General features: G+C 73.5%; 13 protein-coding genes and 1 pseudogene. 5 read left to right on the top strand and 9 right to left on the bottom strand.

Annotation, left to right across the window (positions count from 1 at the left end):
• Window positions 1-19: 19 nt before the first annotated feature.
• Genes ACFYUV_RS05075 through ACFYUV_RS05060 form a run of 4 tightly spaced genes read right to left on the bottom strand, consistent with a single transcriptional unit; the run spans window position 20 to window position 4792 of the window.
• Window positions 20-2080, bottom strand: coding sequence for an iron ABC transporter permease (locus ACFYUV_RS05075; RefSeq protein WP_387665005.1), 2061 nt, complete (start codon window positions 2078-2080; stop codon window positions 20-22).
• Complete coding sequence (locus tag ACFYUV_RS05070) at window positions 2077-3048, bottom strand: ABC transporter substrate-binding protein (protein WP_387665002.1); 972 nt, start codon at window positions 3046-3048, stop codon at window positions 2077-2079. The genes ACFYUV_RS05075 and ACFYUV_RS05070 overlap by 4 nt, the downstream gene beginning before the upstream one ends.
• A 9-nt stretch (window positions 3049-3057) precedes the next feature.
• Window positions 3058-3891: an ABC transporter ATP-binding protein gene (locus tag ACFYUV_RS05065; protein ID WP_387664999.1), complete on the bottom strand. Its 834-nt coding sequence runs from the start codon at window positions 3889-3891 to the stop codon at window positions 3058-3060.
• Window positions 3892-3898: 7 nt separating this feature from the next.
• Window positions 3899-4792 (bottom strand): siderophore-interacting protein, encoded by an 894-nt coding sequence (locus tag ACFYUV_RS05060; protein ID WP_387664996.1) that lies wholly within the window; start codon window positions 4790-4792, stop codon window positions 3899-3901.
• Window positions 4793-5006: 214 nt separating this feature from the next.
• Between ACFYUV_RS05060 and ACFYUV_RS05055 the strand changes: the two genes are divergently transcribed.
• Together ACFYUV_RS05055 and ACFYUV_RS05050 are read left to right on the top strand one after the other, a co-directional pair.
• Window positions 5007-5834, top strand: coding sequence for a MarR family winged helix-turn-helix transcriptional regulator (locus ACFYUV_RS05055; RefSeq protein ID WP_387664993.1), 828 nt, complete (start codon window positions 5007-5009; stop codon window positions 5832-5834).
• A 12-nt stretch (window positions 5835-5846) separates the two neighbouring features.
• Window positions 5847-6239, top strand: a pseudogene (locus ACFYUV_RS05050) (SRPBCC domain-containing protein); the annotation flags it as partial.
• Between the two features lie 84 nt (window positions 6240-6323).
• Here the strand turns inward: ACFYUV_RS05050 and ACFYUV_RS05045 are convergent.
• Window positions 6324-7526, bottom strand: a complete 1203-nt coding sequence (locus ACFYUV_RS05045; RefSeq protein WP_387664990.1) for an alpha/beta hydrolase family protein — start codon at window positions 7524-7526, stop codon at window positions 6324-6326.
• A gap of 146 nt (window positions 7527-7672) precedes the next feature.
• Window positions 7673-8518 (bottom strand): SDR family NAD(P)-dependent oxidoreductase, encoded by an 846-nt coding sequence (locus ACFYUV_RS05040; RefSeq protein WP_387664988.1) that lies wholly within the window; start codon window positions 8516-8518, stop codon window positions 7673-7675.
• A gap of 124 nt (window positions 8519-8642) precedes the next feature.
• On the opposite strand from ACFYUV_RS05040, the gene ACFYUV_RS05035 reads away from it, so the two are divergent.
• Window positions 8643-9605, top strand: a complete 963-nt coding sequence (locus ACFYUV_RS05035; protein ID WP_387665323.1) for an RNA polymerase sigma-70 factor — start codon at window positions 8643-8645, stop codon at window positions 9603-9605.
• Between the two features lie 70 nt (window positions 9606-9675).
• On the opposite strand, the gene ACFYUV_RS05030 is transcribed toward ACFYUV_RS05035, so the two are convergent.
• Together ACFYUV_RS05030 and ACFYUV_RS05025 are read right to left on the bottom strand one after the other, a co-directional pair.
• Complete coding sequence (locus ACFYUV_RS05030) at window positions 9676-10605, bottom strand: carbohydrate binding domain-containing protein (protein WP_387664986.1); 930 nt, start codon at window positions 10603-10605, stop codon at window positions 9676-9678.
• Window positions 10606-10753: 148 nt separating this feature from the next.
• Window positions 10754-11518 (bottom strand): hypothetical protein, encoded by a 765-nt coding sequence (locus ACFYUV_RS05025; protein WP_387664983.1) that lies wholly within the window; start codon window positions 11516-11518, stop codon window positions 10754-10756.
• Between the two features lie 97 nt (window positions 11519-11615).
• Here ACFYUV_RS05025 and ACFYUV_RS05020 point away from each other — a divergent pair, with 97 nt between their 5' ends.
• The gene (locus ACFYUV_RS05020) at window positions 11616-12782 is read left to right on the top strand and encodes a sensor histidine kinase (RefSeq protein ID WP_387664981.1); all 1167 of its coding nucleotides are present in this window, start codon (window positions 11616-11618) and stop codon (window positions 12780-12782) included.
• The gene (locus ACFYUV_RS05015) at window positions 12779-13495 is read left to right on the top strand and encodes a response regulator (protein ID WP_387664978.1); all 717 of its coding nucleotides are present in this window, start codon (window positions 12779-12781) and stop codon (window positions 13493-13495) included. Before ACFYUV_RS05020 ends, ACFYUV_RS05015 begins: the two co-directional genes overlap by 4 nt.
• Here ACFYUV_RS05015 and ACFYUV_RS05010 read toward each other — a convergent pair.
• Window positions 13460-14584: an alpha/beta hydrolase family protein gene (locus ACFYUV_RS05010; RefSeq protein ID WP_387664976.1), complete on the bottom strand. Its 1125-nt coding sequence runs from the start codon at window positions 14582-14584 to the stop codon at window positions 13460-13462. The genes ACFYUV_RS05015 and ACFYUV_RS05010 overlap by 36 nt on opposite strands.
• Between the last annotated feature and the right edge of the window lie 209 nt (window positions 14585-14793).

Raw genomic sequence — 14793 nt, 5'->3', positions numbered from 1 at the left:
ACCCGCACGCCCGGGAACCTCACTGTGCGGCGGCCCGGCCCCCGGCGCGCGAGCGCCAGAGCAGCCACACGAAGTACGGCGTGCCGAGCAGCGAGGTGACCAGCCCGGCCGGCACCTGGGCGGGCGCGATCACGGTACGGCCCAGCGTGTCGGCCAGGCTCACCAGCACCGCCCCCAGCACCGCCGCCGCGGGCAGGAGCCGCACATGCCTGCCGCCGACCAGCGCGCGGGCGGCGTGCGGGGCGACGAGCCCGACGAACCCCACCACGCCGACGGCCGAGACCGCGGTGGAGGTGACGAGCACGGCGCCGCCCAGCGCGAGCAGCCGCACGGGTTCCAGCGGCACCCCGAGCACCCGGGGCGTGTCCTCGTCGAGCGCGAGCAGGTCGAGGTCGCGCCGCAGCCACAGAGCGAGCGGGAGGAAGAGCGCGAGCGCCACGGCGACCGGCAGGAGCTGGGCCGGAACCCGCCCGTAGGTGGAGCCGGAGAGCCAGGTGAGCGCCTTGGCGGTGTTCCACGGGTCGGACTTGACGATGATCAGCACGGTGACTGCGTTGAACAGCGCGTGCGCGCCGACGCCCATGAGCACGAGCCGGTCGGAGCTGAGCCCGCCGCGCCAGGCCAGCAGATGGACCAGGGCGAAGGCGGCGAGCGCGCCGGCCCCGGCCGCGCCGGACACCACCGCGATCCCGGCCATGGGCACGAGCGTGAGCGTCGCGACGGCCGCCGCGCCGGCGCCCGCGGTGACGCCGAGCACGCCCGGCTCGGCCAGCGGGTTGCGGGAGACGGCCTGGAAGGCCACGCCGGAGACGGCGAGCGCCGCACCGGCCAGGACCGCCGCCGCGACGCGCGGCCAGCGCTGGTCGAGCACGTACGTCAGCGCCCTGCCGGTCCTGCCCCGCAGCCAGTTGGCGACGTCGCCGAGCAGCAACCAGGTGTCGCCGCCGAGCAGGCCCAACACGACGGCGACGACCAGCAGCGCCGTACCGGACAACAGGATCACCGCGAAGGCGGCGCGGCCGGGGTCGGCGGCGCGGACGGTCGGCGGCCGCCGAGCCGGACCGGCGTCGCGGTGCCGGCGGGCCAGCCACATGAGCACGCCCGCGCCCAGCATCGCGGTCACCACGCCAGGCGGCACGTCCACCCCGGCCCGCGCGCCGAGCACGAACCGCAGCGCGACGTCGGCGGCGAGCAGGACGACCACGCCGGCCAGCGCCGAGAGCGGCACCAGGACGCGATGCCGGCTCAGCCCGGGCAACCGCCGGGCCAGCAGGCGGACGACGACCGGCGCGCACAGCCCCACGAAGCCGACGGGCCCGGCCACGGTGACCGCGGCGGCCGAGAGCAGGACGGCCAGCACGACGACGGTCAGCCGCAACCGCCGGACGTCGACGCCCAGCACCGAGGCGGTGTCGTCGCCCAGGCCGAGTATGTCGAGGCGGGAGCCGAGGGCGACGGCCGCCCCGACCGCCACCAGGATCACCGGGGCCATCTGGGTGACGCCACCGAGGTCGCTCTGCACGAGCGAGCCGCTGCCCCAGGCGAACAGGCCGGTGTTCTCCTCCTGGAAGAGGATCATGAGCAGGGTGGTCGCCGACTGCAGGGCCAGCGCGGTCGCGGAGCCGGCCAGGATCAGCCGGGTGGTGCCGGTCCTGCCGCCCGCCGACAGGGCGAGCACCAGAGCGGCCGCGGCCAGGCCGCCGAGGAAGGACAGGCCGCCGGACAGGAAGGCCGGCAGGCTCAGCCCGAAGGTGGCGGCCAGCACGACCGCCAGGTACGCGCCGTTGCTGACGGCGAGGGTGTCGGGCGAGGCCAGCGGGTTGCGCGCGACCGACTGCAGCAGCGCGCCCGCCGCACCGAGCGCGACGCCGACGCTGACCGCCGCCAGCAGCCGCGGCAGCCGGGAGGCGACCAGCACGTTCATCGCCTGCTCGTCGAGGGCGAACAGGTCGGTGTCGGAGGTGCCCTGCGTCAGGTGCAGCGCGGCGAGGGCCGCGATGACGGCCAAGGTCACGAGGAAGGCCCCCGCGACGCCGAGCCTGCGCAGCGGCGTCGCGGGGGCCTCGACTGCGGTGATCACCCGGCGTAGGCCTTCACCAGGGCGTCGGCGTACTGCCGGCACGACAGGGGGCCGCCGAAGGTCCAGATGCCGTCGGGCAGTTTGGTGATCTGGTTCCGCTTGACGAAGCTCAGCGACCTCCACAGGGAGTTGCCCGCCAGCCCGGCGAAGACGTCCACGCCGTCGGAGGCGTTGTAGAAGAAGCGCAGGTTCTCGTCCTTGACCGCGGTCATGCCCTCGACGTCGGTGCTGCCGAGGCCCCACTGCGCGTCCACCTGGCCGGTCCAGGCGTTGGCGAGGCCGAGCCGCTCGGCCACGTCGGAGACCAGCGAGCCCTTGCCGAACGGGCGGATGGAGATCTTGCTGCCGTCCTTCCAGCCGTCGGCCATCATGAACTTCTGCCCGGCCGAGCCGGAGGCGGCGATCCTGGTCCTGCCGTCGGCCATGGCGGCGTCGAAGTCGGCCATCACCTTGGTCGCCTGCTCCGTCCTGCCGACGGCGGTGGCGAGCAGGGTGAGGTCGTCGCGCATGCGGGTGAGGTTGGCGGCGGCGTCGCTGCCCTTGGCGACGATGACCGGGGCGATCTTCTCCAGCTGGCCGACGAGGCCGGCGTCGTCGGACTCCATGACGACGAGGTCGGGCTGGAGGGCGGCGATGGAGTCGACGCTGGGCTCCTGTCGGGTGCCGACGTCCTTGACGGAGTCGTCGAGCGGGGCCGCGGTGACCCAGGTGCCGTAGCCCTTGACGTCGGCCGCGCCGACCGGCTGGACCCCGAGTGCGACCAGCATCTCGACCTCCCCCCATTCCAGGCCGACGACGCGGGTCGCGGGCCTGTCGAGGGTGACCCGCTTGCCGCGGGCGTCGGTCACGCTGATCGGGGCCGCGGCGCCCGCCGACGGCTCCCGGGCCGCGGGGGCGGCGGGGGGCTCCGTCGTGCCGCAGGCGGTCAGCAGCAACATGGCGGCCATGACCGCCGGGAGGGAACGCATGGGGATCTTTCAGCCTTTCATCGCCAGGTGGCGGCCCAGCGGCCTGGTGCGGACCAGTCCGGTGAGCGGGTCGATCGTGGCCTCGACGCGGATGCCGTAGGCCTCGGTGAGCAGGTCCTCGGTGAGCACCTCAGGCGGCGCGCCGTCCGCGCGGACCCGGCCGCCCTGGAGCAGCACGACCCGGTCGGCGATCTCGGCGGCCTGGTTGAGGTCGTGCAGGACGACGCCGACGGCCACACCGTGCCGGTCGGCCAGGTCGCGCACGAGTTCGAGCAGCTCGACCTGGTAGCGCAGGTCGAGGAAGGTGGTGGGCTCGTCGAGCAGGAGCACCCCGGCGTCCTGGGCCAGGCAGGTGGCCAGCCACACGCGCTGCATCTCGCCGCCGGACAGCTCGTCGACGGCGCGTGCGGCCATGGCGCGCACGCCGGTCAGCTCCATGGCGTGCTCGATCGCCGCCTCGCCGCCGGGGTCGCCCGCGCGCCAGCGGCCGCGGTGGGGGTGGCGGCCGTAGCCGACCACGTCCTTGACGCGCACGCCGGTCGGGGTGGGACGGCTCTGCGCCAGCAGCGTCACCCGGCGGGCGAAGTCGCGGGCGGACAGGGCCAGGGCGTCGGCGCCGCCGGCCAGCCGGACCTCGCCGGAGTCGGGGCGGTGCAGCCGGGCCAGGGCGCGCAGCAGGGTGGACTTGCCGCTGCCGTTCGGGCCGACCAGGGCGGTGACGGCGCCGGTGACCAGGCTGATGCAGGCGCCGTCCACGACGGGACGACCCGCGTAACCGAGACACAGGTCAGTGCCGGTGAGCTCCGGGCCGGAGCGGTCCGGGGGCAGGGGGGCGGTCGTCATGGCGGGCTCACGCGTCCTCGGAGCGGCCCTGACGCCAGTAGCCCATGAAGGCCACGGCCCTGCGGTCCATGCCGCGCTCGGAGACCAGGTGGCGGCGCAGCCGCTTGATCACGGCCGCCTCGCCGGCCAGCCACGCGTAGCAGGGGCCGTCGCCGGTCTCGGGGATCTCCCAGAGGATCTCGGCGTCGACGTCGATCTCCTCGGGCTCGGCGCCTGCCGCGCCGGCCGGAAGGAGCCTGGCGGCGGCCTTCGCGACGGCGGGCTCCAGGCGGGCGCCCCAGGGAGCGTCACCGCGGGCGAGCCAGGTGACCCGCACGCCCGGCGCGCCGGCGACCGGGAGGAAGTCCTCCTCGCGCGGCACCTCCAGCAGGGCCTCGCCGGTGACATGGGCGGGCAGCCGCTCCAGGATGCCGACGATCGCCGGGACGGCGGTCTCGTCACCGGCGAGCAGCACGGTGCCGAAGCCTGCGGGCGGCCGGAACTCCAGGCCGCCGTGGAAGCCGTCGTAGAGGCCGTTCGGGCCGAAGATCGCCGCCTGCGAGCCCGGCTCGCAGGCGGCGATCCAGCGGGCGGCCGGCCCGGCGGGCCCGGCGCAGTCGTCGTGCAGGACGACGTCGATGTCGACCTCGGCCGCCTCCGGGCGGACCGCGCGGACGGTGTAGGTGCGCAGCGGGTTGCGCTCGTCGCCCTGGGCGTACCACTGCTTGAACCAGTCGGCTCCGCGCGGGAAGCGCGTGACGCCCGCGCCGGGGGTCGGCAGGACCAGCTTGACGCGCTGGTCGTACCCGTTGTCCGCGAACTCGTGCAGGTCATCCCCGGTGAAGGTGACACGGAGGAACGACGGGCTCAGCCGCCGCAGGCCCCGAACCCGGACGTCGAAGGCACGAAAAGGATCAACCACCACAGAGCTCCTTAGTTAGGTTAGGCTAACCTACATTGAATCCTCCCATCGGGAAACCCGCCCCCAGAGCCGTCGCCTTTACAACGTAGATCACAATCAGGGCGGAAAATTATCGGCCGGAGTTGTCGGATCCGGGCCGCGTCGTTCGTAGCCAGGGTGAACAGTCGCCACGAGGGGCTGTCACGACCAGCACGACCGAGGGAGACGCCGACCGATGCAGCACCACCCGCAGGCCAGGATCCACCGCATGTTCGAGCTCACCGAGCCGATCGCCACCGCCACCTTCTCCGAGGTGGCCAACGAGGCGTTCCTGGCCGTCGGCATGCGCAACTACTGGGACGGCTACTTCGCCGGCCGCGCCGCGCCGCTGGGCCTGGCACCGGCCGAGGTGGTCCACGCGGTCTTCTACAACTTCGCCGACGGCGAGGTGGCCCGCCACATCCCCTGGGTGTGGGGGAAGATCACCCCGCAGGAGGCGATCGCCGTGCGCGAACAGGGCAGCACCGCCGCCCTGCGGCAGATGATCGGGGAGCTCGCCGGCTCGCCCGGTCTGGCGCGGGCCGCCGACCTCGCCACCCGGGCGGCGCTCAGCGCGCCGGCCGAGGGCCGGCCCCTGTACGCCGGGCTGCGGGCGCTCGACGTGCCCGAGGAGCCGGTCGCCAGGCTCTGGCACGCGGCGACGCTGCTGCGGGAGCACCGCGGGGACGGCCACAACGCCGCCCTCGTCGCCCACGGCATCGGCGGCACCGAGGCCCACGTCCTCATGGCCGTCTCCCTCGGGATGCGGGCGGAGGAGTTCGGCCGGATCCACCACCTGCCCAAGGCCCGGCTGACCGCCGTGGTCGACGGGCTGCGCGACCGCGGCCTCGTGGACGCCGCCGGCGGGTTCACCGACGCCGGCCGCGAGACCAAGCAGCGGATCGAGGCGCTCACCGACGAACTGGCCGCGCCGGCGTACGACGTGCTCAGCCCGGACGAGCTCGACGAGCTGGCCGCGGAGCTCGAACCGATCGCCGCCGCGGCATCGGCCTCCGACCACTGAAAGGACCCGGCCATGACCAGCACTGCGGACTACCGGACGACCATGCGGGTGAAAGCCTCTCCCGACGCCCTCTTCGACGCGCTCACCACCGTCACGGGGCTCGCGGCATGGTGGAACCCGGCGACCGGGTCCGGCACGACCGGCGGCGAGCTCCGGTTCCTCATGAACGCCCCCGAGCCGCTCGTGATCCACGTCGAGGAGGCGACCCGGCCGACGTCGGTGCGCTGGACCGTCGTCGACTGCCCCTTCCTGCCCGACTGGATCGGCACGAGGCCCACCTTCACCGTCACCCCGGTCGACGGCGACACGTCCGAGCTCGTCTTCCACCACCGGGGCCTGAGCCGGGACCTGGAGTGCTTCGGCATGTGCAGCCGTAGCTGGCGGCACTACATGACGAGCCTGCGCGACCACCTGGAGGCCGGGGGCGGAAGCCCGTTCGGCAGCCCCGCGGACAGGGCGCGCCGGCGAGCGCAGGCGGCCGGCCCGGCCTCAGGGGTTCTGGAAGGCCACTTCCGGGTTGGCGGCGGACGGGCCGTCCAGCAGGGGCTGCTGCTCGCCGCGGAGGTGCCTGCCGAAGAAGGCGCCGACGTACGACGTGGTGATCTCGCCTGACCGCTTGCCCGACAGGGGCGCGGCAGGGTCGACGATCCCCACCTGGGCGCCCAGGATGGGCAGGTCGATGAAGGTGAAGTGGCCGGAGTCGGCCACGGTGAGCCAGCGCTTCCAGCCGTCCAGGCGGGGCCAGTCCCGGGTCCAGGTGGTGTCGGCGGCGCCGGGTGAGTGCTGGACCTTGGTGCCGAGCATGAGGAACGGCCGCCCGCCGAGGCCGGAGACCGCGACCGGGGCGAAGAAGGAGCCGTCCAGGTTCACCCCGGCGCGGACCCGCCGGTCGGCGGCCATGACACTGGCCGCGGCGTTGCCGCCGAGCGAGTGGCCCGCGGCGCCGATCCGGCGCGGGTCGATCATCTGCCAGTGCCGCCAGGCGGGCGCGGACCGTGCGGGACGGGTCAGCCGGTCGATCACGAAGGACAGGTCGGCCGCCCGGTTGACCGCGGCCTTGGCCATCAGCTCCTTCTCCGCCTCGTCGGAGGGGGCGCTCTCCACCGTCTCGCACGCGACGCAGGTCAGGGTACGGCCGCCGGGGAAGGTCGTGCCGAACGACTCGTAGGCGTGATCGACGAGGGCGACGACGTAGCCCCTGGAGGCGAGGTCCTCGGCGAGCGTGGTCAGGGTGGCCCGGTTGAGGGTGAACCCCGGGGAGAGCACCACCAAGGGGTGCCGGCCGCCGACGGGACGGGCGTTCAGGTGCGCGTTGGTGCTGACGCCGGCGAGTTGCCCGGGCTTGAAGACGGCGTCGAGCCGCTGCCCCTTGAGGAGCAGCCGGGCCTCGTCGACGGTCATGTACGGCGCGGCGCTCCCGCCGGTGCGCGCCGGGAAGTACACCGAGACCATCAGCTCGCGTGCGGCTTCCGGCATCCACGGGTCGCGGCGGTCGGCGTCGACGAGATGCAGGGTGTCGCGGCCGACTTCGTACTGGCCGGTGGGGTGCGGGATCGCGACGCGTACGTCGGAGGTGCCCCCGGTGGAGGCGGCGGTGGAGGCAGCGGCGGGCGCCGCCGCTGCGGCCGCCGCCGGGAGGGCCAGGGTCAGGGCGAGGAGGAGGGGGGCGGGGTTACGGCGAGTTCTGATCATGCACAGAACTGTAGAAATGACGCCACCACCCCCCACATGCCCGAAAGACAGGCTCGGACCCTTACTTTTGTCAGGGGTCAGGACCGATGCTTGTGTCAGGAGTCAGGGCCGATGCTTTTGTCAGGGGCCAGGGCCGAGCAGGCCGGTCAGCCGGCTCGGAGCGGGCCGTGCGCCTCGATCGACAGGTCCTGCCAGTCGGCCCAGGTCTGGAGCCGGTCGGCGTAGGCCTGCTGGATCAGCGGGTGGAAGCCCTTGCCGAACAGCACCCGCATTGGCGGGTTGGCGGAGTCGACGAGCTTCAGGAGCGCCTGCGCCGCGGCGGCCGGGTCTCCCGCGGGCATCTTCCCCGCCATCGCACCGAGGCGCTCGCGGAGACCGTCGTAGGCCGGGTCGGTCGTGGCCATGTGGCCGTTGGCGAGCGGGTCGGGGTTGTTGCCGTTCCGGGTGGCGAAGCCGCCGGGCTCGACGATGGTCACCTTGACGCCGAACTCGGCGACCTCGCCGGCGAGCGCCTCGTTCAGGCCCTCCAGGGCCCACTTGGAGGCGTGGTAGGCGCCGCCGAGCGGCATGGCGATGACCCCGGCGGCCGAGGACAGCTGGATGATGTGCCCCGAGCGCTGCTCGCGCAGGTACGGCAGAGCTGCCTGGACCACCCACACCGCGCCGAACAGGTTGGTCTCCAGCTGGCCGCGCAGTTCCTGCTCGGTCAGCTCCTCGACCGCGCCGACCTGGGCGTAACCGGCGTTGTTCACGATGACGTCGAGCCGGCCGAAGTGCTCCTTCGCCCGCCGCACGCTCTCGAAGACCGCGGCCCTGTCGGTCACGTCCATCTCCAGCGGGAGCACCGCGTCGCCGTGGACGTCGACCAGCTCCTTCAGGCTCGCGGTGCTCCGGGCGGTGGCGGCGACCCGGTCACCGCGGGACAGGGCGGCCGCCACGAAGTTGCGGCCCAGGCCGCGGGACGAGCCGGTGACGAACCAGACCTTCTGCATGTTGTACTCCTCTCACCTGTTACACCCCATGGACGAGACAGCCCCGCACGGATGTGAGCTCGGGCGAGTGTGACCTGCGACACTTTGTCGCCTTTGTCCGGCCATGGTGGTACCAATGGTCGGCGTGACCCGCACCGAGGAGTTCCAGGAGCTACGGCCGTTGCTGTTCGCGATCGCCTACCGGATCCTGGGCAGCGTGAGCGAAGCCGAGGACGCCGTCCAGGAGACCTGGCTGCGTTACGAGGGCGCCGCATCCCAGCCCGACTCCCCCAAGGCCTTCCTGTCGGCGACGGTGACCCGGATCTCGATCGACGTGCTGCGCTCGGCCCGCGTCCGGCGCGAGGCCTACGTCGGGCCGTGGTTCCCCGAACCGCTGCTGACCGACCCCTACCAGGACCCGGAGCGGTCGGCGGAGCTGGCCGACTCGGTGTCGATGGCGGCGCTGATCCTGCTGGAGCGGCTGAGCCCGCTGGAGCGCGCGGTCTTCGTGCTGCGCGAGGTGTTCGCCTTCAGCCACCGGGAGATCGCCTCCGCCGTGGAGCGGTCGGAGGCGGCCTGCCGCCAGCTCGCGGTGCAGGCGCGCCGCCACATGGACGCGGGCCGCCCTCGCTTCCAGGCCGATCGCCGGTCCCAGGACCGGCTTGCCGGGCGGTTCTTCGGCGCGCTCAGGGAGGGGGACGTCGAAGGGCTGCGGGAACTGCTGGCCGCCGACGTCCGGCTGGTCAACGACGGCGGCGGCAAGATCGGCAGCACGCTGCCCGTCCTCGGCCTCGCGAAGGTGGCGCGGGTGCTGTCCGCCGCCGTCGCGCCGTTCGCCCGGATCGGCGCGGCGCTGGAGGCGCACGAGGTGAACGGCCAGCCGGGCGCGATCATCCGCGACCGCGACGGCCGGATCGTCAGCATCTGGACGCTCGACATCCTGGACGGACGCATCCAGACCATCCGCTCGATCGTCAATCCCGACAAGCTCCGGCACCTCGGCCCCGTCGCCGACGCCCACGCGGTCATCCGCGAGAAGAAGCAGCGGGCACGCGCGGCGGCGCAGGGCGGCGTGCCGGTCACCGGCGCGCCGGACGAACCTCGGTGACCGGCGGCCCCACCGGCGCAGCGGTCCGCCGGGCTCGCGCCAGGACGGCCGGACCGCTGCGCCCGGCGTTCTAGTCGGTGAGCAGGATGTCGTCCAGGCACAGCGTGTACGGCGCGTCCGCACCGCCCACCTGGAACAACACCTGGGCCTCCTGGTCCGAGGTCTTGGCGGTGTTCTGGTAGGCGTAGGTCCTGGACCCGGTGCCCACCTCGGGGTAGCCGTCCACGATCGCGGCGGGCTTCGAGCCGCCGCCCTGGACCACCGACCTGATCCTCACCGGCCGCGTCGCCGACGCCTTGAAGCTCAGCCGGTACGCCTTCCCGGCCTCCACTGCGATGCCGCTCTGCCCGATCATCGAGGCCCACACGTTGTCACCGCCCGCCGGGACCTGGGCGCACAGCCGTCCGCCCGTCACCTCGATCGGCGTGTTCTTGGACGCCCACCAGCCCTTGACCCCGTTGTCCAGCGAGCCGTTCACCACGCTCTGGTGCACGGGCACGAGAGAGACATTGTCCAGGCACAACGTGTACGGCGCGTCCGCGCCGCCCACCTGGAACAACACCTGAGCCTCCGAGTCCGACACCTTGGCCGTGGCCGCGTAGGTGAACTTCTTGGAGCTGGCGCCGACCTCGGGGTAGCCGTCCACGATCGCGGCGGGCTTCGTGCCGCCGCCCTGGACCAGCGACCTGATCCTCGTCGTCTTCGTGGCGGTCACCTCGAAGCTCAACTGGTAGGTCTGGCCGCCCCGGACCTCGATGCCGCTCTGCCCCACCATCGCGGCCCACACGTTGTCACCCCCCGCGGGCACCTCGGCGCACAGGCGCCCGCCCGTCACCTTGATCGGCGTGTTCTTGGACGCCCACCAGCCCTTGACCCCGTTGTCCAGCGAGCCGTTCACCACGGCGTCGCCGGCGGGCGCGGCGGCGTACGCGGGTGTGGCCGCCGCGGCCATCGCCACGAAGGCGCCCGCGGCGATGAGACGCATCGGAAGAGAATTCATGATCGTGGATCTTAGGCGGGCGACATCAGCGTCAACCTAGAGCCAATTCCCGGTCATTTGGATGGGCCAAATCGCCGCGGGCGGCCGTCTCGGCCTGGCGCTCGGACGGACGCCACCGGCACGTCAGTGCCGCCGGGCGCAGCGTGAATCATCGGGTGCTCCGGAAGCTCCGGGCCCAGCGGCGGAGTTCGGTGGCGGCCTCGTCGCGGGTGAGGGGACCGCGTTCCAGGTGAACCTCCTGCAGATGCCGGATCGCGGCCCCCACCGTCGGGGAGGGCGGGAGTCCGAGCATTCGCATCACCGTCCTGCCGTCAAGCACGACGGGGACGTCGTCACGCCTGGCGTACCTGTCACGTTCGGCGGCGGCGCGGGCGTCGGCCTCCTGCCTGGCGCGGCACGCGGCCTCCCACCCGTCGTAACCGGGGGCGTCCAGGGCATCCAGGGCCGCCCGGCGCCACCCTTCCAGGTCGCGTTCCCGCCCGAGGCCGACCGCGTCGAACAGGTCCGCCGCACCGGCTCTGACCGCTCCGAGGCGCGCGAGCACGGCGTTGATCGGCCAGTCGTCGCGCGGCGGTCCGGCCTGGATCGAGGCGTGCTCGGGCCCCCAGCTGCGACAGCCGTTCTCCCACAGGACGGCGGCCTGGCTGCCGCGGCCACCCCAGAAGTCCGCTTCCACGTAGGCGACCTGGCCGCCGCGGGACCAGTCCTTCAGCCTTCCGGCGAGCCCCGGGGACATGAGCGTGAACGGCCCGCTCTCCTGCCGCGCGCCGGTCGGCTCGCCGAAGATCTCGTCGGTCACCGGCAGCAGCCCCAGGCGTTGCCCGAGAGGCGCCACCACAGCCTGCAACACTTCGCCCGAAAGGGAGCGGAGACGGTCGAACTCACCGACGACACCGTGGAGCACGTACGACATGCCCGCACTTTAGATCGCGCAGCGGCACAAGGGCCCGCGCCTGCTTCATGATCCACATCGCGCACACCGCCGTGGCCGGCCCGTCTAGGGTGGGCGCATGGCGGAACGGCGGCCCTTGATCGCGCGCAGGCTGCGGCCGGGACACTGGGTCGCCGTCGACGTGTTCGCGGCCGTCGCCCTGGCCGCCGGGTTCTCGGTGCCGGCGGTGCTGGCGCCCGAGTCCGCCGGGGCGCCGCCCTTCGTGGCCGTGCCGGTGATCGCGCTGGCCTGCCTGCCGACGGCGGTGCGGCGCCGTTGGCCCGTGCCGGTGTGCGCGGTGGTCCTGGTGGCGGCGGTGATGGCGCCGTTCGCCGGGTGGCAGGAGGCGTTCGTGCCCTTGGCCGTCGCACTGCACGCGGTGGCGCTGCTGCAGGCACGCCGGACGGCGGTGACGGCGCTGGTGTCCGCGCTGGCGGTGACCGCCGCCGGCGCCGCGATCGGCGCCCCCTCCTGGACGGAGGCGGCCTCGGCGTGCGGATTCGCCTGGCTGCTGCTCGGCCTGGCCTGGACCATCGGGCTCGCCGTACGGGAGCAGCGCGCGTACGCCGCGCAGGCCGTCGCCCGGTCGGCGCAGGCCGCGGCGACGGCGGAACGGCTGCGGGTGGCTCGTGAGGTGCACGACGTCGTCGCCCACAGCATGGGCCTGATCTCCATGCGGGCCGGCATCGCCAACCACGTCGCCGCCACGCACCCCGAGGAGGCCGGGGAGGCGTTGTCGATCATCGAGGAGACCAGCCGGAAGGCGCTCACGGACTTGCGCGGCCTTCTGGGCCTGCTTCGCGACACCCCGGAAGATCGGGACGACGGCGCGCCGCGCATGCTGGACACGCTGCGCGAGCTGGTCGCGGCGATCCCGGACGGTCACGTGCGGGTGGAGCTCGACGTCCAGCCCGGCCTCGCGCTCGGCGGCGAGGCGGCCCTGGTCGTCCATCGCCTCGTGCAGGAGTCGCTGACCAACGTGCTCAGACACGCCGGCCCGGCCCGGTGCCGGGTGACCGTCGCCACCCGGGCGCGGCGCGAAGTGGTGGAAGTGGTGGTCGAGGTCGTCGACGACGGTCGCGGGGGTGCGCCGCGTACGGGAGGACACGGGCTGGCCGGACTGGAAGAGCGGGTGACCCTGCACGGCGGGACGTTCTCGGCCGGGCCGGAGCCCGGCGGCGGCTTCGCCGTCCGCGCGAGACTGCCCCTGCCGAGCGAGTCCGGGTCCGGGGAGGACGACAGGTGAGCACGTTCACGGTACTGATCGCCGACGACCAGGCGTTGCTGCGCGCGGGCCTGCGCAGGCTGATCGACACCGCCCCCGGCCTGACCACCGCCGGCGAGGCCGGCACCGGGCAGCAGGCCGTGGAACTGGCCCGCGACCTGCGGCCCGACCTGGTGCTCATGGACGTCCGCATGCCCGGCCTCGACGGGATCAGGGCCACCGAGCTGATCCGGGCCGACCCGGCGACCGCCGGGACGCGGGTGCTGATGCTGACCACGTTCGATCTCGACGAGTACGTCTATGGGGCGTTGCGCGCCGGAGCCAGCGGATTCCTGCTCAAGGACACCGGCCCCGGCGACCTGCTGGCGGCGCTGCGCATCGTCGGGGAGGGGCAGGCGCTGCTGGCCCCGTCGGTCACCACGCGGCTGATCGCGGAGTTCGCCCGGCGCGAGCCCGCCGCGATCCCGGCCGGGCTGGCGGCGGGGCTGGCCCAGGTGTCCGGACGGGAGCGCGAGGTGCTGGTGCTGGTGGCCCGGGGGCTGACCAACCCGCGGATCGCCGAGCGGCTCGGCATCGGGGAGTCGACGGTCAAGACCCATGTCCGCAGCCTGCTGGCCAAGCTCGCCGCGCACGACCGGGCGCAGCTCGTCATCGCCGCCTACGAGGGCGGCGTGGTCACGGCCGGCGGGCGGGCGCCGTCAGCGGCGGTAGGAGACCTCGGGGAAGGCGGCTGACGGGCCCCGCAGCAACGCCTGCGGACGGCCGCGCAGCGTCTGCTCGAAGAAGGCCAGCGGGTAGGCGCGCTGGAAGGCCAGGGCCCGCTCGGCCGGGATCGTCCCGACGACCTCCTGCAGCTGCTCCTTCCCCAGCCCCAGCGGCCCGGCCGACATGGGGATGAGCAGAACGTCGTCGCCGAAGGAGTTGTGCGCCGCCCCCTTGAGCGTCACGTTGAGCCGCCATCCCCGCAACCCGTCCCAGAAGGCACGCAGTGTCGGATTGGTGGCCATGCCGCCCTTCCCGTCGGTGTCGACGACCATGTACGGCCGGTCGAGGCCGGACTTCGCCACCTTGCCGAAGACGGCGCCGTCCAGGCCGAGCCCGGCCTTGATCCGCGGGTCGGCGTACATGGCGGAGGAGGTGGCCGCGCCGCCGAGCGAATGCCCGAACATCCCGATCCGCGCGAGGTCGAAGATCGGCTTCCCGGCACGGCCGGGCACCTTCTCCTCCAGGGCAGGCAGGCTGTCCAGGACGAAACGCACGTCGGCCACCCGGACATCGACCGCCTTGGCGAAATCGGTCACCTCGGCCCCCGTCTCCACCCGGCCGCCGGGGAACTCCACCACCGCCGCGTCATAGGGGTGATCGACGGTGACCACCGCGTATCCCCGGCTGGCCAGCTCCTCGACGACGCCGGTCCCGTACGCGCGCGAGGCGTTGGCGCCCGGCGAGTACAGGACGACCGGCAGCTCGCCCAGGCTCGTGTCGGCGGGCGCGCCCTCGTGGCCGTCGGTCCTGTCCAGCAGCACCGAGCCCGGCTCCAGGTCGTTCATCTTCAGGTACCGGTCCGCCGCCGCCCTCGGCATCCAGGGGGCGACCGGGTGGGCCTGCACGTCCCGGGCCGGGTACCACAGGCTGACCATCAGCTCCCGCCTCCTGCCGGAGCCGTTCCAGGGATCCGGACGGGACTGATCCACCAGGTGGACCGAGACGGTCCCGACGGGATGCGGACCCGTCGGCTTCGGGACGGTCAGGCGCTGCGGCGGGGTCGATCCGCAGCCGGCCAGCGTGAGAGCCAGGGCGGTGATGATGAATGCACGTTTCACCCCCTTCACGCTGCCAACCGCGCACGCCCGCCGCCTCTGACGTGCGGAGGACCTCCGGCTCAACCCAGGAGGGTAGAGCTCGCCCGAGATCGTCCTCAGGAATGACACCCACGAACGAACCACGCCCGCTCTCCGAGCCACTCGTCCCGAGCAGGTCACGCAGAACGCCGCAACGGGACGCCAGGCTCGACGCGGAGCCACCGGCGGCG

It is taken from the genome of Nonomuraea sp. NPDC003560 (assembly GCF_042878785.1).
Taxonomy (GTDB): Bacteria; Actinomycetota; Actinomycetes; order Streptosporangiales; family Streptosporangiaceae; genus Nonomuraea.
This window is presented reverse-complemented; position numbering and strand designations above follow the sequence as displayed.

What these genes read in the sequence shown, in the direction of transcription:
- ACFYUV_RS05070 (WP_387665002.1), bottom strand. Translation starts at nt 3,048, where the DNA reads ATGCGTTCCCTCCCGGCGGTCATGGCCGCCATGTTGCTGCTGACCGCC.
- ACFYUV_RS05065 (WP_387664999.1), bottom strand. Translation starts at nt 3,891, where the DNA reads ATGACGACCGCCCCCCTGCCCCCGGACCGCTCCGGCCCGGAGCTCACC.
- ACFYUV_RS05055 (WP_387664993.1), top strand. Translation starts at nt 5,007, where the DNA reads ATGCAGCACCACCCGCAGGCCAGGATCCACCGCATGTTCGAGCTCACC.
- ACFYUV_RS05045 (WP_387664990.1), bottom strand. Translation starts at nt 7,526, where the DNA reads ATGATCAGAACTCGCCGTAACCCCGCCCCCCTCCTCCTCGCCCTGACC.
- ACFYUV_RS05040 (WP_387664988.1), bottom strand. Translation starts at nt 8,518, where the DNA reads ATGCAGAAGGTCTGGTTCGTCACCGGCTCGTCCCGCGGCCTGGGCCGC.
- ACFYUV_RS05030 (WP_387664986.1), bottom strand. Translation starts at nt 10,605, where the DNA reads ATGAATTCTCTTCCGATGCGTCTCATCGCCGCGGGCGCCTTCGTGGCG.
- ACFYUV_RS05025 (WP_387664983.1), bottom strand. Translation starts at nt 11,518, where the DNA reads ATGTCGTACGTGCTCCACGGTGTCGTCGGTGAGTTCGACCGTCTCCGC.
- ACFYUV_RS05020 (WP_387664981.1), top strand. Translation starts at nt 11,616, where the DNA reads ATGGCGGAACGGCGGCCCTTGATCGCGCGCAGGCTGCGGCCGGGACAC.